This window comes from Nonomuraea sp. NPDC059007 (assembly GCF_042740555.1).
In the GTDB taxonomy this organism is placed as follows: domain Bacteria; phylum Actinomycetota; class Actinomycetes; order Streptosporangiales; family Streptosporangiaceae; genus Nonomuraea.
Genome location: NZ_JBHYJD010000050.1, coordinates 20,330 through 40,929 on the forward strand (window position 1 = coordinate 20,330; position 20,600 = coordinate 40,929).

The window sequence follows — 20,600 nt, forward strand, 5'->3', positions numbered from 1 at the left end:
CCGCGCGGAGGCGGGCTATGAACCCGCGGCAACGAATCGGCCCGCCAGTTGTCACCCGCGTGACAAATCGCTCCGGAGGAATGTTCGGCACGGGCCTGCCCCCGGCCCCGGCCACGTGGGTAGGTTGGCCGATCACCCCGGCAGTATGGGAGCGCACGTGGACGTCCGTGGCTTTCTCCTTGAACGGCTCGCGGCCCGGCTGGCCGGCGAGGAGGTCGATCCGGACCGGCCGCTGGAGGAGTACGGACTGTCGTCCAGGGACGCCGTGGCGGTGGCGGGAGAGCTGTCGGAACTGCTCGGCCGGGATCTGAGCCCCACCCTCGTCTGGGCCAGCCCGACCGTGAACCAGCTGGTCCGCGCCCTGTCCGAGCCTCCCGCGATCTCACGCCGGCAGCACGCGCGCGCGGAGGACGAACCGATCGCGGTGGTCGGAGTCGGGTGCCGGGTGCCGGGCGCGCACGGGCCGGAGGAGTTCTGGCGGCTGCTCCTGGACGGCCGGGACGCGGTCGGGACCGTGCCCGGCTCCCGCTGGGCGCCGTTCGACGACGGCTCCGCCTCGGCCGGGGAGGCGCTGGCCAGGACGACCCGGCACGGCGGGTTCCTGGCGGACATGGCCGGGTTCGACGCCGAGTTCTTCGGTATCGCGCCCGGTGAGGCGGCTGTCATGGATCCGCAGCACCGGTTGCTGCTGGAGACCGCTTGGGAGGCGCTGGAGCACGCCGGTATCGCGCCTCGGGGGTTGCGCGGGAGCCGTACCGGGACATTTGTTGGTATTTCCGGGAATGAGTATGCCTATCTGACCACCGCCGACCCCGCCAAGGTCGATGCCTGGACGGCGACCGGGGCGGCGTTGAGCATCGCCGCGAACCGCCTGTCCTACCTGCTCGACCTGCGCGGACCCTCCCTGGCCGTCGACACCGCCTGCTCGTCCTCACTGGTGGCGACCCACCTGGCGGTCCGCAGCCTGCGCGCCGGAGAGAGCGACCTGGCGGTGGCGGCCGGCGTCAACCTGCTGCTGTCACCGATCATCACCATGGCCTTCGACCAGGGCGGCGGCACCTCGCCCACCGGCCGATGCCGCGCGTTCGACGCCTCGGCCGACGGCATGGTACGCGCGGAAGGCTGCGGCGTCGTGGTGCTCAAACGGCTCCCCGACGCGCTGCGCGACGGCGACCGCGTGCTGGCCGTGATCACCGGCACCGGCGTCAACCAGGACGGCCGCTCCAACGGCCTGGTCGCCCCCAACCCGGAGGCGCAGGAGTCGCTGCTGAGACAGGTACACGCCGGCCTCCCCGAGCCCGCCTACATCGAGGCCCACGGAACCGGCACGTACCTGGGCGATCCGATCGAGGCCGCGGCCGTGGCCGCCGCGTTTCCCGGCGGGCGGGTGCTGCTGGGCTCGGCCAAGTCGAACCTCGGCCACCTGGAGGCGGCGGCGGGCGTGACCGGCCTCATCAAGACCGTCCTGGCGCTGCACCATGGCGTCATCCCGCCCAGCATCCACTTCACGACCCCCAACCCGCACATCCCGTGGGATCGCCTGTCCGTCGTCACCGAACCCACCCCCTGGCCACGGCCTCGGGCGGGCGTGTCCTCGTTCGGCTTCGGCGGCACCAACGCCCACATAGCCCTCACCGCCGCCCCTCCCGCCACCGTCCTCGCGCCCGGCACCGCGAAGCACGTGTTCACGATCAGCGACGTCGGCGCCGACCGGGTGCGGTCCCACGCCGACCTGCTGGCGGAGTGGGTCACCGGCCGGGACCAGGCATTGGCGGACGTGGCGCACACGCTGGCCAGGCGGGCCGGACGGGGAAGGACCGCCGCCGCCGTCGTGGCCGCCACCTCCGCCGAACTCGCCGAAGGCCTGCGCACCGCCCGCCCGTTCACCCTCCCGCCCGTCTGCGCGGGTCCCGTATGGGTCTTCAGCGGGTACGGCGGGCAGCGGCCCGCCATGGGCCGCCACCTCTACGAGACGGAACCCGCCTACCGGGCCGCCCTCGACGACCTGGCCCCGCTCCTGAGAGCCGAAGCGGGCATCGACCTCTGGACGACCCCCGAGGGCGTCGCCCAGGCCCAGCCCCTGATCTTCGCCACCCAGATCGCCCTCGCCAGGCTCTGGCAGGCGTACGGCATCCGCCCCGCCGCCGTGATCGGCCACTCGATGGGCGAGGTGGCCGCCGCGGTGGTGGCCGGTGGGCTGAGCCCGCATGACGCGGTCCGGGTGATCTGCCGCCGCGCCCGGCTCCTGGGCACACTCGGCGGCGGCGGCGCGATGGCGATCGTCGAGGCGGCGGCGGACGAGATCCCGGACACCCTTCACATCGCCGTCCACACCTCACCCCGCCAGACCGTGATCACCGGTGACCCGGGCCTGGTGGCCGAGTTCGCCGGGAAGATCGCCGCCTCGGGCCGGCTGGCCAGGACGCTGACCGCCGAAGGCGCCGGGCATTCGCCGCAGGTCAAGCCGTTGTTGCCGCTGATCAGGGAGGAGCTGGCCGGGATCGATCCGGGTAAGCCGGCGCTGCCGTACTACTCGACGGTCTTGGACGACCCGCGGGAGGTGCCGGTCTTCGAGGCCGCGTACTGGGCGGCCGGAGTGCGCCGGCCGGTGCGCCTGGCCCAGGCGGTACGCGCCGCCGCCGAAGACGGATTCACCGTCTTCACCGAAATCAGCCCCCATCCCCTTCTCACCTCCGCCCTCCACGACACGCTCACCGACTCCGGCGGGGCGCTCGTCACCCACTCGCTCCGCCGCGAGGACGATGCGGAGTTCTACGCTCAGGTGGCGACGGTGGCCGCCGCCGTCCCGCCGAGGACGACCGGGCGGATCGTGGACGTCCCGCACGCGCCCTGGCGGCACGAGCGTCACTGGGTCCCGCCGCACCGCCGCGCCGCGACACCGGCCGATGGCGTTCACCGCCTGCTGGGCGCGCACGTCGAGACCCCGGACGGCCACGCGTGGAGTACCACCCTGGACGACCTGTCCGACGCCCCATGGCGCCTCGGCCCCGCCACCTGGCACCGCCACGGCCGCCCGGTACTGCCGGTCACCGTGGTCGCCCGCCTCGCCCACGCCGCCGCCCGCGAGGTCCACGGCGCGGTGCCGTTGCACGACGTCGTGCTGCACGCTCTCCTGCCGCTGCCCGCGCGCGTCACGGTGACGCTGTCCGGCGAGGTCGTCCGGGTCAGCGCCAAGGACGCCGCCGGAATCTGGAAGGTGTACGGCACCGCCGCGCTCACGCCCGGCCCGGCGGCGGACGGCTTGGAGAGGGTCCGGCGGGTATGCGCGGACGGGACGTTGGAGGGCGTGGAACTCCGGGATGTTCCGCCGCACGAGGTTCCGGCGCGGCTGGAGGACAAGCTGGTGGAGCGGGTCTGGGTCGAAGCGCCTCCTGGCGAGGAGGGATCGGGGCCTCGGTCGGTGTTCGTGGTGCCGCGCGGGCTGGACCCGGCGGGTACGCGGGAGCTGATCCTGCGCATCGCCCGCGAGGCCTCCCCGGGCGAACGGCTGACGATCGTGACCCGGCGGGCGCAGGCCGTACTCGACGGGGAGAAGCCCGATCCCGGGCCCGCGTCGTTGCGGGGGCTGGTCAGGGTGCTGGCCCTGGAACGTCCGGAGTTGCGGGCCGTGCTGGTGGACGTGGACGACCTCGCCGTTCTGGACAGGGAACGGGCCTGCGACGACGCCGAGGACGAGGTGGCCTGGCGGGACGGCACCCGCTACGCCGCCCGGCTCAGGCGCGTGGACCTGCCGCCCGCCCGGCTTGGGCGTGGGGATCCGGTGGTGGGGCCGGGGGCGTACGTGGTGACGGGTGGGTTCGGGCGGCTCGGGCTGGCGGTCGCGCGGTGGCTGGCCGGCCGGGGGGCCACGCGGATCGTGTTGAACGGCCGCTCCACTCCCGGGGATCTCACCGGGCTGCCGGCCGGTGCGGTGGTGGTCGTGGGGGATCTGGCCGAGGACGGTACGGCGGAGCGGCTCGCCGAGGCCGCTACCGAGGGCGGCGTGCGGCTGCGTGGGGTGGTGCACGCGGCCGGGGTGCTCGACGACCGGCTGATAGCCGACCTCGACGCCGACAGTCTCCACAGGGTGTGGAACGGGAAGGTGACCGGTGGGCTCCGGCTGCACGAGGCCACTCGGGGGGCGGACTGGTGGGTGGCGTTCTCCTCGGCGGCCGCGTTGCTGGGCTCGCCTGGTCAGGGCGCCTACGCCGCCGCCAACGCCTGGCTGGACGCGCTCTGCCAGGTGCGCCGGGCGGAGGGAGCGGCGGCTGTCTCCGTCGACTGGGGGACTTGGGCAGGGGCCTGCGCTTCTGCTGTGCCTGCTGTTGAGGCGCTCACCGTGGACGAGGGGATCGAGGCGCTGGAGGCGCTTCTGCTGCGGGAGTGTTCGGCCGGGGTGGTCAAGCTGGATGCCGGGGCGGCGGTGGCGGCGTTTCCCGGGGTTGGGCGCATGCCGTACTTCTCTGAGGTGGTGGAAGGGGAGGCGGACGCGGGCGGGGACGTGTCCGCGCGGGTCCGGGGGCGGGTGGCGGCCGTGCTGGGGATTGACGCCGGGCGGCTCGATGACGGGAGCGTACTCACCGAGCTGGGGCTGGACTCGCTGGCGGCCACGCGGCTGCGGGGGCTGATCGAGTACGACTTCGGGGTGGTGGTTCCGGTGGCGCCGCTGCTCAACGGCGGGACGCTCGGGGAACTGGTCGCGGCGGTGACCGGGGCGCCCGCCCGGGTGATCAGGCCCCGGGACGCGGCTGAGCGGCAGGTGGTGCGGGTGCTGGCCGGGTTGATGGGGTACGAGCCTTCGGTCACCGACACCGTGCCGCCCGAGGTGGTGCCGGTGGCGCTGGACGTGCTGGGGCGTGAGGTGGGCAGCCGGGTCGTCACCGCCGGGACACCCGAGGCGCGGATCTGCGACCTGGCCGACGCCATCAGGGCGGTGGACGAGGTGGAGGCGGAACGCGGACTCCTCCGCCCTCTCAACCGCCACGCCCGAACGCACCCCGAGTTGGTGGTTCGGGGGGCGTTGTTCCTGGGGCATCCGGCCGGGGGGACGACCGGGGTCTACACGTTGCTGGCTTCCCGGCTGGCTCTGCCGGTTTTCGGGCTGGAGCGGATTGACGATCCTGAGCTGGGGATTCCTGAGCGTGCGGCCCGGTATGCCGAGCAGATCCGGCGCACGGGGCCGGGGCCGTACCGGCTGGGTGGGTGGTCGTTCGGGGGGATTCTGGCTTTTGAGACGGGGCGGTTGCTGGGCGCCGACTGCGAGGTCGTGGTGATGATCGACTCCGGGCTGCCCGAGGTGGTGCCGGAGGAGGACAGGCGGCTGCTTCATGCCGGGAGATATGCGGATTTCGCGGGATATCTCGGGAGAACGTATGGGGTGCGGGTGCGGCTGGAGAGGGACGAGCTGGCCTCGCTGGACGAGCAGGGGCAACTGGACCTGGCGGAGGCGCGCATCGCCGAGTCGGGCGTCCTGAGCATGCTCAGCCCGGCCATCCTCCGCCACCAGATCACCTCCCACGAGGACACCCGCGCCATCGAGCGCTACCGCCCGGGAGTCCACACCGGCCGCGTGGTCCTGTACCGCAGCACGGAGCCCACGCCCTGGGCCGTGGAGGACGCTCGCTACCTGCACCACGACGACCCGGCCAGAGGCTTCGCCCCGTTCAGCCCCGCCCTGGAGATCGTCGAGGTGCCGGGCTCGCACCACCTCAACCTTCTGGACCCGCCCCACGTCGAGTTCGTCGCCGCCCATCTGGAGGACCTGCTATGAACCTGGCACAGGCCGTGGCCGCCGGAGCGCCGCCCGAGGAACTGGCCCGCCTGGACGTGCCCCCCACCTACCGCGCCGCCTACATCCACCGCGACGAGGTCGGCATGTTCAAGGTGGCCCCTCACACCAACACCGACACCGACAAGGACGTACGGCTTTCGCTGCACGTGGGCCAGGTGCCCATGCCGGAACTGGCCCCGGACGAGGTGCTGGTCGCGGTCATGGCCAGCGCGATCAACTACAACACGGTGTGGTCGGCGATGTTCGAGCCGATCCCGACCTTCGCCTTCCTGGAACGGCTGGGCCGTACCGACCCGCGCCACGACCTGTCCACGCACGTCCTGGGCTCCGACGCCGCGGGAGTGGTCGTGCGCACGGGCTCGGCCGTACGCCGGTGGAAGGTCGGCGACCGGGTGGTGGCCGGGCCCGCGTACGTGGACGGCGAGGACCCGATCGCCCAGCACGACGGGATGCTGGCCGCGGACCTGCGTGCCTGGGGGTTCGAGACCAATTTCGGCGGGCTGGCGGACTTCGCGGTGGTCAAGGCGACCCAGTTGCTGGCCAAGCCGCGGCATCTGAGCTGGGAAGAGGCGGCCTGCAATCTGCTGTGCGCCGCGACCGCGTACCGGATGCTGGTGGGGGAGCGCGGCGCGCGGATGCGGCAGGGCGACGTCGTGCTGTTGTGGGGGGCGACGGGCGGGCTCGGCGGGTACGGCGTGCAGCTCGTGAAGAACGGGGGCGGCATTCCGGTCGGGGTGGTGAGTTCGCCGGAGAAGGGCGAGTTGCTGCGCGCCATGGGGTGTGAGCATGTGATCGACCGGTCGGGGTTCGATGATCTGGCCGACGAGAAGGACTGGCGGCGGCTCGGGGCCGAGGTGCGCAGGCTGGTGGGTGAGGATCCGGGGATCGTGTTCGAGCACACGGGCCGGGAGACGTTCGGGGCCTCGGTCTACGTGGCCAGGCGCGGCGGCGCGGTGGTGACGTGCGGGTCGTCCAGCGGCTACGACCACGCCTACGACAACCGGCACCTGTGGATGAAGCTCAAGCGGATCATCGGCTCCCACGGGGCGAACTACCAGGAGTGCCACGAGGTCAACCGGCTGATCTCGCTGGGGATGGTGCATCCGACGCTGTCGCGGGTCTATGCGCTGGAGCGGGCGGGAGAGGCGGCGCGGGCCGTACAGACGAACCGGCATGTCGGGAAGGTCGGGGTGCTCGCGCTCGCGCCCGGGGAGGACCTCGGGGTCGAGGACCACGCGCTGCGGGAGCGGATCGGGGAGGAACGGCTCAGGTTGTTCCGCCGAGCGCCTGCCGCGCCCTGAGCACGATCTCCAGTTCGAAGCGGATGTCGGGGTCGGCGAGCTGGTCGCCGTAGAGTTCCTCAAGCTGCCGCAGCCGGTAGCGGACGGTCTGCGGGTGTACGTGCAGCCGCGCGGCCACCTCGCCGGCGCCCCTGCCGTGGCGCAGCCAGGCCAGCAACGTCTCCGCGAGCCGGTCCTGCTGGGTGGGCCGCAGGTGCGCCAGCGGCGCGAGCCGCGTCTCGGCCAGCGCGTCGACCAGCTCCTCGTCCTTGAACACGACCAGCGTCGCCATGTGGTCGGCGCACCTCAGAAGCCCGCGCGGCAGCACGCCGCGCGCGGACAGCTCCAGCGCCTCGCTGGCCCACCGTAGCGACGTCGAAGCCGAAGCAAGGGGTACGGCGGGCCCGATCGCCGCCTTCAACCCCCGCAGCGCGACGTCCATCGCCTGGCCCTGTCCGCGTGGATCGGGCACGAGCAGGCACGGATGGGCACGCTCGAGACCGGTGAGCACGTCGGGCGGCAGCGCGGGCCGGCGGTAGGCGCCGTGCTGGTCGCCCAGCGCCACGCAGGCCACGGTCTTGGGCAGCCGCCAGCCCGCCGCCTTGGCCAGATCGGCGATCGCCTCCTGGCCGGCGGGTGGCTGGCTGAGCAGCAGGTCGAGCAGGCGGGTGCGGCGGCGTTCGATCTCTCCGGCGGCGTGCGCCTTCGCCTCGTCGAAGCCTTCCGCGGCGGCGTCGGCGAGCTGGTCGAGGTAGACGAAGATGGCCTCGCCCAGGTCGTAGAGCGACTGGGGGGACAGGCCGAGCGGCCCGGCGATCTCGGTGAGCCGCCGCCAGCCCACCCGGGCGCCGAGACGCAGCGCGGTCTGCAGGGGTTCGAGGTTGCGGCCCTCGGCGGCCTCGCCCCGGCCGATCATGCGGAACGGCTCGGGGTCCCAGGCGGCGTCAGGATTCTCGATGCGGTCGAGGAAGCCGTAGATGGCCTGCTCCACGGCCATCCGGATGACCTTGATGTACACCTCGTCCGAGGGGCGGGCGTACTCGGGGATGCGGGCCTGGATCTCCTCGATCACCTCGGTGGAGACCCGGCCGATGCCTTGCCGGAGTGTCGTCACGACGTCCGCGGGCGTCCGGGTGTCGCTCCTGATGGCCATGGTCCCTCCCGACGCCATTGTGACTGATGCGCCAGAAGAGTGGGTAGCAAGTGCTTGTTTTTGTCACCGTTCGAGGAAAGTGCCGAGCTCCCGCACGTTGATCAGCCCGTCGCCGTCGAGGTCCAGCTGCTTGACTGCCTCTTCGGCGCGCTCAAGTGTGACCGGCTGGCCCATGATCTCCATCAGCCGCACGAACTCCTCGGGCGAGATGAGCCCGTCGTTGTCGGCGTCGATCAGCTTGAAGGTCGCCTCGTAGTCGTTCATTGATGTTCCTCCTGTGTCGGGTCAGACCTTAGTGGCGAATCGGCGGGGCGAGTCGATAAATGCCACGACTTGCAGGCGTTTGTCGAGGGACCACGCCTACCCCACCGATCCCCCCTTCGAACCCGCTCGGGGCATGCGTCCATCCCGAGCCCCCGATCTCGATGGACACCGCGCCGTCGCGGAACTCTCGGCGGGTGCCCACCAAGCCCGGGAACGCGACCTCCGACAGAACCCGGAGCGGTTCGACGCGACAACCATCCCTTCCCCCGATCCGCAGCACAGCTCTGCGCTCGGCGCACCTTGAGGAGGGTCTGGCGTTGGGCCGCAAGTCGGAAATATCCGGCTAGGGTCAGGTCTCATGGGGGAAAATCTCGTCATCCAGTCCGCGCCCAACCTGCGCGACATCGGCGGTCAGGCCACCCGGGACGGCAGGAAGGTCCGCACCGGCTTGGCCTTCCGGGCCGGGGCCCTCGACCGGCTCGACGAGCAGGACCAGCGCCGCCTGTACGACGCCGGTGTGCGGCTGGTGTGCGACCTGCGTACCTCCACCGAACGCGCCGAGCAGCCCGACCGCCTGGCCGACGGCATCACCTACCTCGTGCTGGACGTGCAGCGCGGTGGCGGCCACGGGGCCGACATCGCCTCGCTGTTCACCTCTCCCGAACAGGCGGAGGCGCTGCGCTCACCGCGGGACGCGGAGAACTTCATCGTCGAGGTCTACCGCTCCTTCATCACCACCCAGGAGGCCCACGAGGCCTACGCCGACCTCCTGCGCGCCCTCGCCAAGCCCGGCACCCTCTTCCACTGCACCGCCGGCAAGGACCGCACCGGCTGGGCCGCCGCCCTGCTCCTCACCCTGCTGGGCGTGGACCGCGAGACCGTCATGGCCGACTACCTGGCCAGCAACGCCCACCTGGAAGCCCTGGCCGTGGGCGTCTACGCGCTGGCGGCCCAGCACGGCATCGACCGCGAGCTGGTCCGCCCGCTGCTGGAGGTCCGCGAGGACTACCTCAACGCCGCTTTCGACCAGATCACAACCACATACGGCGATATTTCGGGCTATGTACGGCAAGGCCTTGGCCTGACCGACATCGACCTCCAAGCCCTCCGCGACCTCTACCTCCACTAACGCCGCCACCTAAGCCTCCTCCAACCACCCCTCCTCCAACCACGCCTCCTCCAACCACGCCTGCTCCACGCACGCCTGCTCCACGCACGCCTGCTCCACTAACGGCTCATCCTGGCCGCCAGCGCCGCCCCCACCCGCTGCACATGCGCGTCCCCGGCCGGATCCAGCCCGGTCAGCGCCGCCACCCGGCGCAGCCGGTAGTCCACGGTGTTGGGGTGCAGGTGCAGCGCCTCGGCCGTGGCCCGGCGGGACCGCCCGTGGCGCAGGTGGACCTCCAGCGTGCGCAGCAACTCCGGGTACGCGTCCAGCGGATCGAGCAATGCGGCCAGTTCGCGGGAGGCGGCGGTCGGCCGGGTGAGCTGGTACTCCAGCAGCACGTCCGTCAGCCGGTAGAGGCCGGGCCCGCGGCCGAACCAGCCCACGACGTCCAGCACCTCCCGGGTCTGCCGCATCTGCTCGGGCACCTCCGTGGGAGTGGCGTGGGCCGCCGCGGCGGTCACCGGCCCGCGGCCCGCCTCCGCCAGCCGTCCCACCAGGAGTTCCAGCCGCTCCCACGGCCCCGACCAGGGCAGCAGCGCGGCGCCCGTGGGCCGGTCGAAGAGCGTGCCGGGCGCGAACGCCTCCAGTTCGCGCTCGATCCGGTGCAGCTTGCGCCGCGTGGCGACCGCGCCGCCCTCCCCGGCCGACAACGACAGGACCGTGTAGGCGGGGGCGAGGCCGTCCACGTGCTCGCCGTTGAGCAGGGCCGACAGGAGGCGGTGCCGTTCGTCGCGCTCCTCGGCCGACAGGCGGCTGCGCTCGTCGAAGTAGGCGGAGGTGACCACCTCGGTGACCCGCCGCGTGTAGGCGAGGATCAGCTCGGTACAGGCCAGTACGTCGGCCAGGTCGCCGGGTTCCGCCCGCGCGGTCAGAGTCCGCCAGGTCTCGGCGAAGGCCAGGTGGTAGGCCTCGATGAGCGCGCCGGGCGGCATGCCCTGCTCGGCGCCCCTGATCGCGGTCTCGGCGACCCGGCCGCCCGGCTCGGCGGGCACCGTACGCTCGCGCAGCGCCCCCGACAGCGCCAGGAGGTTCTCCTCGACCAGCGTGACGATGTCGTGGGCCACTTCCCCAGCGGGCAGGTCGCGGTAGTGCTCGACGTCGGCCAGCATCCGCGCCACGAGCACGCGGGCCAGCCGGGCCCGCTCGTGCGCCAGCCGGCGGTGCACGCTCACGCCGCCGATCGTCAGCTCTTTGTCATCGGTCACAATGAACTCTGCGAATCGCTCCAATAGATTCCGCGGTCTGCCCATTCAACTATGTAACGCATGACAACGCCCAGGGTAGGCCTCGCGGAGAAGGCCGGCTTCTTCGCCGGCAACGTGGGCAACATCGTGTTCAGCACGACGATCAACTCGTTCCTGCTGATCTACCTGACCGACGAGATCGGGCTGGCCGCCGCCGCGGTCGGCACGCTGTTTCTCGTCGCGCGCATCGTCGACGGCGTCAGCGACCCGGTGATGGGTTACGTGGTCGACCATCTGCCGGTCACCCGGTGGGGCAGGTTCCGCACCTACCTTCTGGTCGGTGGGGCCATCGGCGCCTTCAGCTTCGTCGCGTTGTTCCTGGCTCCGGCGCTGTCGCCGGCGCCGCTGGTGGCGGTCTGGGTGGCGTACCTGCTGTGGGGGTTCGCCTTCGACCTCATGGACATCCCGCTCAACTCGCTGATCCCGGCCATGGCCACGCATCCCGGTGACCGCCGCCAGCTCTCCGGCATCAAGGCGTTCTCCTACCTGTTCGGCGGCGCGGTGGTGACCGCGGCGGCGCTGCCGCTGGCCGACCGGATCGGCTGGCCGGCGTTCGTGATCGGCCTGGCCGTGGTCTCGCTCCTGCTCACCTCGCTCGCCGCGACCAGGGTGCGCGAGCGGGTCACACCGGTCCGCCAGGACAGGTACGGCTGGCGCGACCTGGCCAGAATGCTCCTGGCCGACAAGGCGGTGATCATCCTGCTCGGCACGGTCATCGCCCTGACCGCGGCCGGCGGGGCACGCAGCGCCGGGATGGCCTACTACTTCACGTACTTCGTCGGCGACCGCGGCCTGATCGCCGTGGCCGCGCTGGCCACGGTCGTCCCGACGGCCCTCGGCACGATCGTCTTCCCCTGGCTGGCGCGCTTCTCCGGCTACAAGGCCACCTTCGTCGGCGCCCTGGTGCTGGAGGCGATCGCGATCGGCGCCCTGCTGGTCGTGCCCGCCACGGGCTGGCCGCTGGCCCTGGTCGCCCTCGGCGTGACCGCGTTCGGCGGCGGCGGCGCGCTCACCATGATCTACGTGATCGTCGCCGAGCTCGTGGACTACGTCGAATGGCGGCACGGCTACCGCGTCGAGGGCGCGATGGCCTCGCTCGGCTCGTTCGCCGCCAAGGCAGGTGGCGGCATCGGCGCGGCACTGACCGGCTACACGCTCGCGATGACCGGCTACCTGGCCGGGCAGGAGCAGACCGCCGAGGGGCTGCGCGGCATCGTGCTGGCCCAGTCGCTGCTGCCCGGCGGCCTGGCGCTGCTGGCCGCCGTGCTGTTCGCGCTCTACCCCATCTCCCGGCAACTGGCCACGCGCGTGGCCGGTGAGCTGGCCCAGCGGAGGGAGTCCGATGCGGTTTCCGCCCGGTAGGTGGCGCGGCCAGTGGATCTGGTCGCCCCGCCCCACGATCCGCCCCGCCGCGCGCGGTTCGCTGCTGCCGGAGGCGTACGACCGGCGGGTGCTGTTCCGGCGCGTGTTCACGCTGGACGAAGTCCCGGATACCGCGCCCTTCCGGGTCACGGCCGACTCCCGGTACGTGCTCTACGTCAACGGGACGGAACTGGCCCGCGGACCGGTCCGGCACGGCCCGCGCACGCTGTACTACGACACCGGTGACGCCGCGCCCGCGCTGCGCGAGGGCCGCAACGCCGTCGCCGTCCTGGCCCGCTTCTACGGCCACGCCACCCCCTGGTGGGAACCGTCGCCGCCGACCTTCACGCTGGGCGGCGGCTGCCTGGTCGCCGAGCTGCGGCTGGGCGAGGAGTGGCTGGTCACCGACGAGACCTGGTCGTGCCACGAACCGGCCGCCTGGACCTCCGCCGAACCCAGACACCACCTGCTCTCCCAATTGCCCGAGATCTTCGACGCCAGAGAACTCGACCCGGGCTGGACGCTACCCGGCCACGACGAAGGCTCCTGCCACGACGGCCCTTCGCACGGCGGCTCCTGGCTGCCTGCCCGGGTCATCGAGGCGCGTGCGGTCGTGGGCGGCAACCCGGACTCCCATCCGCCCTCCGACCCGTTCGGCGCGCTGCGCCCCCGGCCGATCCCGCCGCTCACCTCCTCGGTACGGCAGGCCGAACTCGGCCCCGGCCTGGTGGCCGACTTCGGGCAGGTGGTCAGCGGGACGCTGCGGCTGGCCGTACGCGGGAAGGCGGGGGCGACGGTCAGCGGCGCGGTCGCCGAGGTCGTGACCCCGGCCGGGCTGGAGATCGCCAACCGGTTCGCCTACACGCTGCGCGGCCACGACGACGTCTTCGAGATGACCGACCCGGTAGGCGGCCGGTACGCGGTGCTGGAGGTCACCGGCGGCGCCGAGGTCGCCTCGGTCGAGGTGGTCGAGCGGCTGCGCCCGCGCCCGGCGGGGCCGTACTTCACCTGCTCCGACCCCGAACTCGACGCCGTGTTCCGGACGGCGCTGCGCACCGTGGACCTGACCGCCCACGACGCCTACATCGACTGCCCCACCCGCGAGCAGCGGGCCTGGACCGGCGACTCGGTCGTGCACCAGTCCGTGGACCTGGTCGCCAACCCCGACTGGAGCCTCGCCCGCCACCACCCGGCACTGGCCGCGCAGCCTCGCCCCGACGGGATGCTGCCGATGGTGGTCGCCGGCGACTTCGCGGCCCAGGACCTGCCGACGATCCCCGACTGGTCGCTGCACTGGATCAGGTCCGTGCACAACCTGTACCGCTACACCGGCGACCGTGAGCTCGTCGCCGGACTGCTGGCGAGCGCGGAAGGCGTGCTGCGCTGGTTCCTGCCCTTCCTCGGTGACGACGGCCTGCTGCACGACGTCACCGGCTGGGTGCTGATCGACTGGTCGCCCGTCCAGGTGCGCGGGACCAGTGCCGCGCTGAACGCCCTGTGGGGCCGGGCGCTGGCCGACTTCGCGGAGATGGCCGAGTGGCTCGGCGATCTCGGCCGCGCGTGGTGGGCGCGCGACCTGCACGCCGCGCTGGCCCGCGGCTTCGAGGTCTTCTGGGACGTACGGCGCGCCGCCTACCGCGACCACCTGCTGAGCGGGTCGGTCAGCGAGCACACGGCCGCCGCGGCGGTCTGCGCCGGGCTCGTGCCCGCCTCCCGGCACCCGGCGGTCCGCGAGCTGCTCCTGGACCGGCGGGCCATGTTCACCCGCAGCCCGATGGGCGCACGCGGCGCCGACCGCGACGGCCCGATCTCCACCGACCCGGTCAGCCTGCGCCCCGCCCCCGACTGGGACGTGGACAGGCGGGTCGTGGGGGCGCAGCCGTTCTTCCGCTACGTCGTGCACGACGCGCTGGCCCTGCTGGGCGCGGCCGACCGGATCGCCGGGCTCTGCCGGGACTGGACCGCGTTGACCGAGGCGGGGACGTTCCGGGAGTGCTGGGACGGCGGCTCCTACTGCCACGGCTGGTCCGCCACGCCCGCGCGCGACCTGCTCGTCCACACCCTGGGGATCACGCCGGCCGAACCCGGCTACACCAGGGTGCGGGTGGCGCCCAGGCTGGGCGAGCTGGCCTGGGCGCGCGGGGCCGTACCCTCGCCGCACGGTCTGATCGAGGTCGAGGTCCACGGCACGGAGATCAAGGTGGACGCCCCCGTGCCGGTGGAGATCGTGCGGCCTTAGACCACCGCTCCCGAACCCTCGCGGGTACGGCGGGAGCGGGGCTTCGGCGGCTGCGGTGGCGGCTGCTTGCTACGGCGCTCCAGCGCGATGGCCGTCGGCCCGGCCACGAACGACGACGACAGCGTGCCCGCCACGATGCCGATGAGCAGCGCGATCGCGAAGTCGCGCAGCGAGTCGCCGCCGAACACGGCCAGGGCCGCGAGGATGAACAGGGCCCCGAGCCCGGTGTTCACGGTGCGTGGCACGGTCTGCAGGATCGCGCCGTTCACCACGGTGGCGAAGGAGGTCTTCGGCTGGGCGGTCCACATCTCCCTGACCCGGTCGAAGACCACCACCTTGTCGTTGACCGAGTAGCCGACGATCGTGAGCATCGCCGCCAGGAACACCCCGTCGATCGGCTTGCCCATCCAGGCGAAGGCGCCCAGCACCACGACGGCGTCCACGAACAGCGCGCTCACCGCCGCCGCCCCGAACGTCCAGCGGAAGCGCACCGCCAGGTAGACGAGCTGCGCGGCCAGCGCCACGCCGAGCGCGATCAGCGCGTTGCGCCGCAACTCCTCGCCGAGCGAGGGCCCGATCAGCTCGTCACGCTGCTTGGTGACCTCGCCCAGCGCCCCCTGGATCTTCACCACCTCGTCGGCGGAGATCTGTCCGGTACGCACGGAGATGGCGTCGTTCGAGGACTGTACGACCGCGTTGGGGAAGCCCGCGTCGGAGACGAGCTTCCTGGCGGCGTCCGCGCCGACCGGCTTGCTCGTGGCGAACTCCATGATCCGCCCGCCGGTGAACTCCACGCCGAAGTTCAGCCCGCGTACCGCCAGCCCGGCGAACGCCAGCACCAGCAGCCCGCCCGCGACCGCGATCCAGAGCTTGCGCCGGCCCATCAGGTCGGGGTTGCGCGCGGTGAGCCACAGCCGGATCCGGCCGACCGAGCCGAGCCCGGAGACCTTGGGCGGCACCCGGTCGATGATCCAGTGGGCGAGCACGCGGGTGATCAGCAGGGCGGAGATCAGCGAGGCCAGCACGCCGATCGACAGCGTCACGCCGAACCCCTTCACCGGGCCCGAGGCCAGCCAGAACAGCAGGCCGGCGGCGAGCAGGGTGGTGACGTTGGAGTCGGCGATGGCGCTCCAGGCGTTCTTGAAGCCCCGGTTGAGCGCCTGGCCCATACCGCGGGCCTTGGGGCCCTTGACGCGGGTCGCGCCGGCGGCGCCGTACTCCTCCCTGGCTCTTTCGAAGACCAGCACGTTGGCGTCGACGGCCATGCCGATCGCCAGCACGAACCCGGCGAGGCCGGGCAGCGTGAGGGTCGCGCCGAGCGCGACGAGGGCCGCGTAGGAGATCAGCGCGTAGGCGGCCAGGGCGAGCGCCGCCAGCAGGCCGACCACGCGGTAGATCACGATGATGAACAGCGCGGTGAGCGCCACGCCGACCACGCCCGCCTTGGCGCTGGCCGCGATGGCGTCGGCGCCCAGCGTGGGGCCGACCGTCCGCTGCTCGACGATCTCCAGCGGCACCGGCAGCGAGCCGCCCTTGATCAGCACGGACAGGTCGGTGGCCTCCTGGGCGGCGAAGTTGCCGGTGATCGAGGTACGCCCGCCGGGCATGCCGGCCCGGCACGGCGTCTCCTGGACCACCTCCGGCGAAGAAATGATCTTGTTGTCGAGCACGATCGCGACCCGGCGCTTGGGGTCGCCCATGGGCTCGCAGGCGGCGGCCCCGGTGAGCTTCTGCCAGGGCCCCGGCTCGCGGAAGTCGACGGTGACGAACCAGCCGGGCCCCTGCTGCGGATCGGTACGGGCACCGGCGTCCGTCACCCCCTCACCGGTGATGACCGCGGGCCCGAGCGTGAGCTTCTGCCCCGACTCGTCCGGCAGTCCTTTGCCGGTGGAGTCGAGACCCTGCACCGCGTGGAAGGACAACTGCGCGGTCCGCCCGATCACGTCGGCGGCCTTGCGCGGGTCGAGCACGCCGGGCAGTTCGACGATGATCCGCTTCTCACCCGAGCGGACCAGCGTGGGATCGACCACGCCGAGCGCGTCGGCACGGCGTTGCAACACCTGCAACGCCCGGTCGGTGGCGGCGGCGTCCGCCTTGACGGTCGGCGAGTCCCTCGCCTCGAACACGAGCTGAGTGCCGCCGCGCAGGTCGAGCCCGAGCCGCGGCGACATGGTGAACGCCAGGAACAAAGAGGTCGCGATGACGGCCAGCGCCGCCACCGCGCGCCACAAGGGCGCACGTGACATGGGAGCCTCCACAGGCTTGACGCCGAGGCGGCCCTACGGGCCCCTCGGCCGGGAAAAGGAAAGGTCAGGCGCTGTGGAGTGGCGGGGCGCGGGCGGGATGGGCGCGCGGGCGCTCGGCCGCGGGCACGTGGTGGTCGCCGCCGGTGCGGGCGAGGCCGCGCGCGAGCCGTACCTCATGCGCTCTCGGCGGAGGTACGGCCAGCCCGCCGAACCCATGATGCGAACCGGTGTCGGCGGCGGCCTTCGGCTTGCCCGGCTGCGGCGCCGCCTGCCGGTGGCCGCTCTGGTCGGCGGGGGCGGCGGTGGCCTGGGCGGAGATCGCCATCGCGTGCTGCGCGGGCAGGCCGCCACCCAGGAAGAGCGTGGACAGCACAAGGAGCACGGCGGCGGACAACCGGCTCCTCATGCGTTCACCGTACCCCGGACCGGGTAGCGGGGAGCCCGTGAGACTGACCTACACGAGCGACCTCTGGTGGAAGAACGCCGTCATCTACTGCCTGGACGTGGAGACGTTCAAGGACGGCAACGACGACGGCGTGGGCGATTTCCGCGGGCTCACCCAGCAGATCGACTACCTGGCCGGGCTCGGGGTGACGTGCCTGTGGCTGATGCCGTTCTTCCCGACGCCGAACCGGGACGACGGCTACGACGTGACCGACTTCTACACCGTGGATCCCCGGCTGGGGACGCTCGGCGACTTCGTGGAGTTCATGCGCACGGCCAAGGACCGCGGCCTGCGGGTCATCGCCGACCTCGTGATCAACCACACCTCGGACGAGCATCCGTGGTTCGCCGACTCGCGCTCGGGCCGGGACGCGCGCCTGCGCGACTGGTACGTCTGGTCGGACGAGCCCGAGCCCGACGACCCGGAGCAGATCGTCTTCCCGGACAAGGAGGACAGCCTCTGGGAGTGGGACGAGGGTTCCGGGCAGTACTACCTGCACAGCTTCTACCGCCACCAGCCGGACCTGAACGTGGCCAACCCGGAGGTGCGCGACGAGATCGTGCGGGTGCTCGGCTTCTGGATGGAGCTCGGGCTGTCGGGGTTCCGGGTGGACGCGGTGCCGTTCGTCATCGAGAACATCTCACCCGAGCTGGCCGACCCGCACGACTTCCTGGCCGATCTGCGGGCCTTCATGAGCCGCAGGGAGGGCAGCTCGATCCTGCTGGGCGAGGTCAACGTGCCCTACCCCGAGCTCCTGCCCTACTTCGGGTCGGGCCTGGGCGACCAGCTCACGATGTGCTTCGACTTCGTCGGCATGCAGCGGACCTGGCTGGCGCTGGCCAGATCCGAGGCCGCGCCGATCGCCGAGGCGTTGCGCGAGCGTCCCCGGCCGCCCAAGGACTGCCAGTGGGCGGTGTTCCTGCGCAACCACGACGAGCTGACCCTCGACAAGCTGACCGAGGACGAGCGGCAGGAGGTCTTCGCGGCGTTCGGCCCCGAGGAGGACATGCAGATCTTCGGCCGCGGCCTGCGGCGGCGGCTGCCGTCCATGCTCGGCGGCGACCCGCGCCGGATCAAGATGGCCTACAGCCTGATGTTCTCCCTGCCCGGCACGCCGGTGCTCTTCTACGGCGAGGAGATCGGCATGGGGGAGGACCTCGCGGCCGAGGGCAGGATGGCGGTGCGCAGCCCGATGCAGTGGTCGGCCGAGGGCGGCTTCTCGCCGGCCGAGCCGGTACGCGAGATCCCCGAGGGCGCCTTCCGGCCGGAGCGCGTCAACGTCGCGGACCAGAAGCGCGACACCGGGTCGCTGCTGCGCTGGATCCAGCGGCTCATCGAGCGTTACCGGGAATGCCCGGAACTGGCCTGGGGCGAGTGCACGGTGCTGGACTCCGGGCACCCGTCCGTCTTCGCGCACCGCTGCGACGCCGACGACGCCACGGTCGTGGTGGCGCACAACCTCAGCGACAGCGCCACCGACATCCGGCTCCAGCTCGACGGGCTGGCGAACTACCTGCTCACCGACCTGCTGACGGACGGAACGCTGAAGGTCTCCGGCGAGGGGCTGGCGGAGGTTCCCATGGACCCGCACGGGTGCCGGTGGTTGCGCGCGGCGCCGCGGGAGGTGCCGCCGGAGGACGCCTCGGTCAAGGCGCGATGAGTAGGGGCTACTCATGCGGGGTTCCCGTTCTGGGCGCAAGCTCCTGCCATGGCAAAGATGTCCGTGAGCAAGGAATTCCTGCGCCTTCTGCGCCGGCGCGAGGAGTACGCGCCCGCACGAAAGATGTTCGCCGAGGCCTATGGCCCCGACCCGAGCCCCACCCTGGCGAAGATGGTCACCGAGGCCAACGCGGCCTACATCCTCAACCGGGTCATGTTCGCCGAGGACCGCAAAGAGGCCATGGCCGAGGTGTCCGGCTACCTGACGGAGATCATCGACGACTGGTGCGGCACCCCGCCGAGGATCAAGTTCCCGCCGATCCCGTGGCCGATCTCCGGCCTGCCCTCGCTGTCCCAGCCGACGCTCGTCGAGATACGGAAGATGCGGCTGGAGCCGGCCGACTACGTGGAGGCCGCCATCGTGTACCAGGCGGTCAGCGACGACCTGGCGGGTGAGGCTCCCGAGCTCGCCGACCAGGTGTCGGCGATGGCCCAGGAGATGGCCGCCTTCGGCACGTCGCACATCGACGTCTGCGTGCACGTGGTGATCTGACCGGCCCGCGGTACGACCGGGCGGCGGAGGAGGGGGCCGCCCGGCCGTACCGGCTAGGAGAGTTCTTCGAAAAGGGTCAGCTGGAGTCCGGCGGGGCCCTCCAGGCGGGAGTTCAGGGAGTCCCAGGGGGTTCTGGTCGGCTCGGCGACCAGGGTGGCGCCGGCGTCGGTCAGCTCGCGCGTGACGGCCGTCGAGTCGTCCACCTCGAAGGCGACCCTGATGTGCCCGGCCACACGCCTGCCCACCTCGACGGCGTCGATGAAGTCCGCCTGGGCGGGGTCGGCGATCTCCAGGGTGGCCCGGCCGGCCTCCAGGATGGTCACGCGGCCGTCCGGTGAGGAGTAGGCGGCGCGCTCGGGCAGGCCGAGCGCGTCGCGGTAGAAACGGACCGCTTCCTCGTAGTCCTCGGCGGTCACGACAAGTCGCAGTTCACGTACCTTCATGGGTCAAAGGTAAGACGGGCCGGTCACCCGGTGGCGGAAGGTCCACCACACCCACGCCTGCGAAGCCACCAGGAACGGGATCAGGACCAGGATCACCGGCGTCAGCCAGCCGTTCGCCGCCTCCAGGTGCAGGCCGGAACCGGCCAGGAGACCGACCGCCGCCAGCGCGCCCGCGGTCAGCGCGTACGTGCGCAGCTCGCCGTCACCGGGGGAGAGCACCCTGGCCCGCTCCCGCAGCGCCCCCGTCAGCCGCAGCGAGGCGAAGGCCAGCCCGTGCGTGCCGAACAGCGCCGCCACCGCCAGCGCCGGCAGGACCGCGGCCGGCCAGGAGACGTCCAGCAGCAGCCCGCTCAGCAGCGTGCCCCAGGCCAGCGCCAGCCCCCAGCTCCCCGCCACGATCGCGCCGTCCCAGAACGCCCGCCACCGGGCCCCCGGCACCCGTCCGCGCAGCCACAGGCCCATGTCGCGGACGATCCACGCGGCCAGCAGTCCCACCACCGCCAGGAAGCCGGGCCCGCCCATCAGCTCGCCCTCCACGTGCGGGAACAGCCCCGCCAGCACGCCGCCCGTCGCCACCAGCCACACCTCGTTGCCGAGGAAGAAGGGCGCGATCGCGGCGATCACCTCACGCCGCTCGTCAAGGTCCCTTCCGAGGTACGGCAGCAGCATCCCGACCCCGATGTCGGCCCCGGCCAGAACCAGGTACCCGACGGCGAAGAAGCCCAGAATGAAGATCTCCATGATCGCGTCCTC

The 20,600-nt window shown here is 72.2% G+C and carries 14 protein-coding genes; 7 read left to right on the forward strand and 7 right to left on the reverse strand.

What is annotated here, in order from left to right; all coding sequences use genetic code 11:
* Positions 1–157: 157 nt before the first annotated feature.
* Positions 158–5,770 carry an SDR family NAD(P)-dependent oxidoreductase gene (locus ACFWY5_RS47210; protein ID WP_379638800.1) on the forward strand — a complete coding sequence of 1,871 codons (5,613 nt, stop codon included), beginning with the start codon at positions 158–160 and terminating at the stop codon, positions 5,768–5,770.
* Positions 5,767–7,092, forward strand: coding sequence for a crotonyl-CoA carboxylase/reductase (ccrA, locus tag ACFWY5_RS47215; protein ID WP_379638801.1), 1,326 nt, complete (start codon positions 5,767–5,769; stop codon positions 7,090–7,092). The genes ACFWY5_RS47210 and ccrA overlap by 4 nt, the downstream gene beginning before the upstream one ends.
* Here ccrA and ACFWY5_RS47220 read toward each other — a convergent pair.
* Complete coding sequence (locus ACFWY5_RS47220; protein ID WP_379618388.1) at positions 7,058–8,224, reverse strand: helix-turn-helix domain-containing protein; 1,167 nt, start codon at positions 8,222–8,224, stop codon at positions 7,058–7,060. The genes ccrA and ACFWY5_RS47220 overlap by 35 nt on opposite strands.
* A 63-nt stretch (positions 8,225–8,287) precedes the next feature.
* Positions 8,288–8,488 (reverse strand): EF-hand domain-containing protein, encoded by a 201-nt coding sequence (locus ACFWY5_RS47225; RefSeq protein ID WP_379618390.1) that lies wholly within the window; start codon positions 8,486–8,488, stop codon positions 8,288–8,290.
* Between the two features lie 358 nt (positions 8,489–8,846).
* On the opposite strand from ACFWY5_RS47225, the gene ACFWY5_RS47230 reads away from it, so the two are divergent.
* Complete coding sequence (locus ACFWY5_RS47230) at positions 8,847–9,617, forward strand: tyrosine-protein phosphatase (RefSeq protein WP_379618392.1); 771 nt, start codon at positions 8,847–8,849, stop codon at positions 9,615–9,617.
* Positions 9,618–9,715: 98 nt separating this feature from the next.
* Here ACFWY5_RS47230 and ACFWY5_RS47235 read toward each other — a convergent pair whose 3' ends face one another.
* A complete protein-coding gene (locus ACFWY5_RS47235; RefSeq protein WP_379638802.1) occupies positions 9,716–10,861 on the reverse strand; it encodes a PucR family transcriptional regulator in 1,146 nt (381 codons plus the stop codon).
* Positions 10,862–10,921: 60 nt separating this feature from the next.
* Between ACFWY5_RS47235 and ACFWY5_RS47240 the strand changes: the two genes are divergently transcribed.
* Both ACFWY5_RS47240 and ACFWY5_RS47245 read left to right on the forward strand, forming a co-directional pair.
* Positions 10,922–12,262, forward strand: a complete 1,341-nt coding sequence (locus ACFWY5_RS47240; protein ID WP_379638803.1) for an MFS transporter — start codon at positions 10,922–10,924, stop codon at positions 12,260–12,262.
* Positions 12,243–14,501 (forward strand): family 78 glycoside hydrolase catalytic domain, encoded by a 2,259-nt coding sequence (locus ACFWY5_RS47245; protein WP_379638804.1) that lies wholly within the window; start codon positions 12,243–12,245, stop codon positions 14,499–14,501. Before ACFWY5_RS47240 ends, ACFWY5_RS47245 begins: the two co-directional genes overlap by 20 nt.
* Here the strand turns inward: ACFWY5_RS47245 and secD are convergent.
* A complete protein-coding gene (secD, locus tag ACFWY5_RS47250; RefSeq protein ID WP_379618400.1) occupies positions 14,498–16,747 on the reverse strand; it encodes a protein translocase subunit SecD in 2,250 nt (749 codons plus the stop codon). The genes ACFWY5_RS47245 and secD overlap by 4 nt on opposite strands.
* 64 nt (positions 16,748–16,811) lie before the next feature.
* Positions 16,812–17,153 (reverse strand): hypothetical protein, encoded by a 342-nt coding sequence (locus ACFWY5_RS47255; protein WP_379618402.1) that lies wholly within the window; start codon positions 17,151–17,153, stop codon positions 16,812–16,814.
* 37 nt (positions 17,154–17,190) lie between these two features.
* On the opposite strand from ACFWY5_RS47255, the gene ACFWY5_RS47260 reads away from it, so the two are divergent.
* Both ACFWY5_RS47260 and ACFWY5_RS47265 read left to right on the forward strand, forming a co-directional pair.
* Positions 17,191–18,852: an alpha-amylase family protein gene (locus ACFWY5_RS47260; protein WP_379638805.1), complete on the forward strand. Its 1,662-nt coding sequence runs from the start codon at positions 17,191–17,193 to the stop codon at positions 18,850–18,852.
* Positions 18,853–18,900: 48 nt separating this feature from the next.
* Positions 18,901–19,404 carry a hypothetical protein gene (locus ACFWY5_RS47265; protein WP_379638806.1) on the forward strand — a complete coding sequence of 168 codons (504 nt, stop codon included), beginning with the start codon at positions 18,901–18,903 and terminating at the stop codon, positions 19,402–19,404.
* 53 nt (positions 19,405–19,457) lie between these two features.
* On the opposite strand, the gene ACFWY5_RS47270 is transcribed toward ACFWY5_RS47265, so the two are convergent.
* Positions 19,458–19,847 carry a VOC family protein gene (locus tag ACFWY5_RS47270; protein ID WP_379618408.1) on the reverse strand — a complete coding sequence of 130 codons (390 nt, stop codon included), beginning with the start codon at positions 19,845–19,847 and terminating at the stop codon, positions 19,458–19,460.
* 3 nt (positions 19,848–19,850) lie between these two features.
* Complete coding sequence (locus tag ACFWY5_RS47275) at positions 19,851–20,588, reverse strand: cytochrome d ubiquinol oxidase subunit II (RefSeq protein ID WP_379638807.1); 738 nt, start codon at positions 20,586–20,588, stop codon at positions 19,851–19,853.
* Between the last annotated feature and the right edge of the window lie 12 nt (positions 20,589–20,600).

Excerpts from the sequence above, each read along its gene's own strand:
- ACFWY5_RS47240 (WP_379638803.1), top strand. The coding sequence starts at position 10,922 with ATGACAACGCCCAGGGTAGGCCTCGCGGAGAAGGCCGGCTTCTTCGCC.
- ACFWY5_RS47245 (WP_379638804.1), top strand. The coding sequence starts at position 12,243 with ATGCGGTTTCCGCCCGGTAGGTGGCGCGGCCAGTGGATCTGGTCGCCC.
- ACFWY5_RS47275 (WP_379638807.1), bottom strand. The coding sequence starts at position 20,588 with ATGGAGATCTTCATTCTGGGCTTCTTCGCCGTCGGGTACCTGGTTCTG.
- secD (WP_379618400.1), bottom strand. The coding sequence starts at position 16,747 with ATGTCACGTGCGCCCTTGTGGCGCGCGGTGGCGGCGCTGGCCGTCATC.
- ACFWY5_RS47255 (WP_379618402.1), bottom strand. The coding sequence starts at position 17,153 with ATGAGGAGCCGGTTGTCCGCCGCCGTGCTCCTTGTGCTGTCCACGCTC.
- ACFWY5_RS47265 (WP_379638806.1), top strand. The coding sequence starts at position 18,901 with ATGGCAAAGATGTCCGTGAGCAAGGAATTCCTGCGCCTTCTGCGCCGG.
- ACFWY5_RS47225 (WP_379618390.1), bottom strand. The coding sequence starts at position 8,488 with ATGAACGACTACGAGGCGACCTTCAAGCTGATCGACGCCGACAACGAC.
- ccrA (WP_379638801.1), top strand. The coding sequence starts at position 5,767 with ATGAACCTGGCACAGGCCGTGGCCGCCGGAGCGCCGCCCGAGGAACTG.
- ACFWY5_RS47270 (WP_379618408.1), bottom strand. The coding sequence starts at position 19,847 with ATGAAGGTACGTGAACTGCGACTTGTCGTGACCGCCGAGGACTACGAG.
- ACFWY5_RS47220 (WP_379618388.1), bottom strand. The coding sequence starts at position 8,224 with ATGGCCATCAGGAGCGACACCCGGACGCCCGCGGACGTCGTGACGACA.
- ACFWY5_RS47230 (WP_379618392.1), top strand. The coding sequence starts at position 8,847 with ATGGGGGAAAATCTCGTCATCCAGTCCGCGCCCAACCTGCGCGACATC.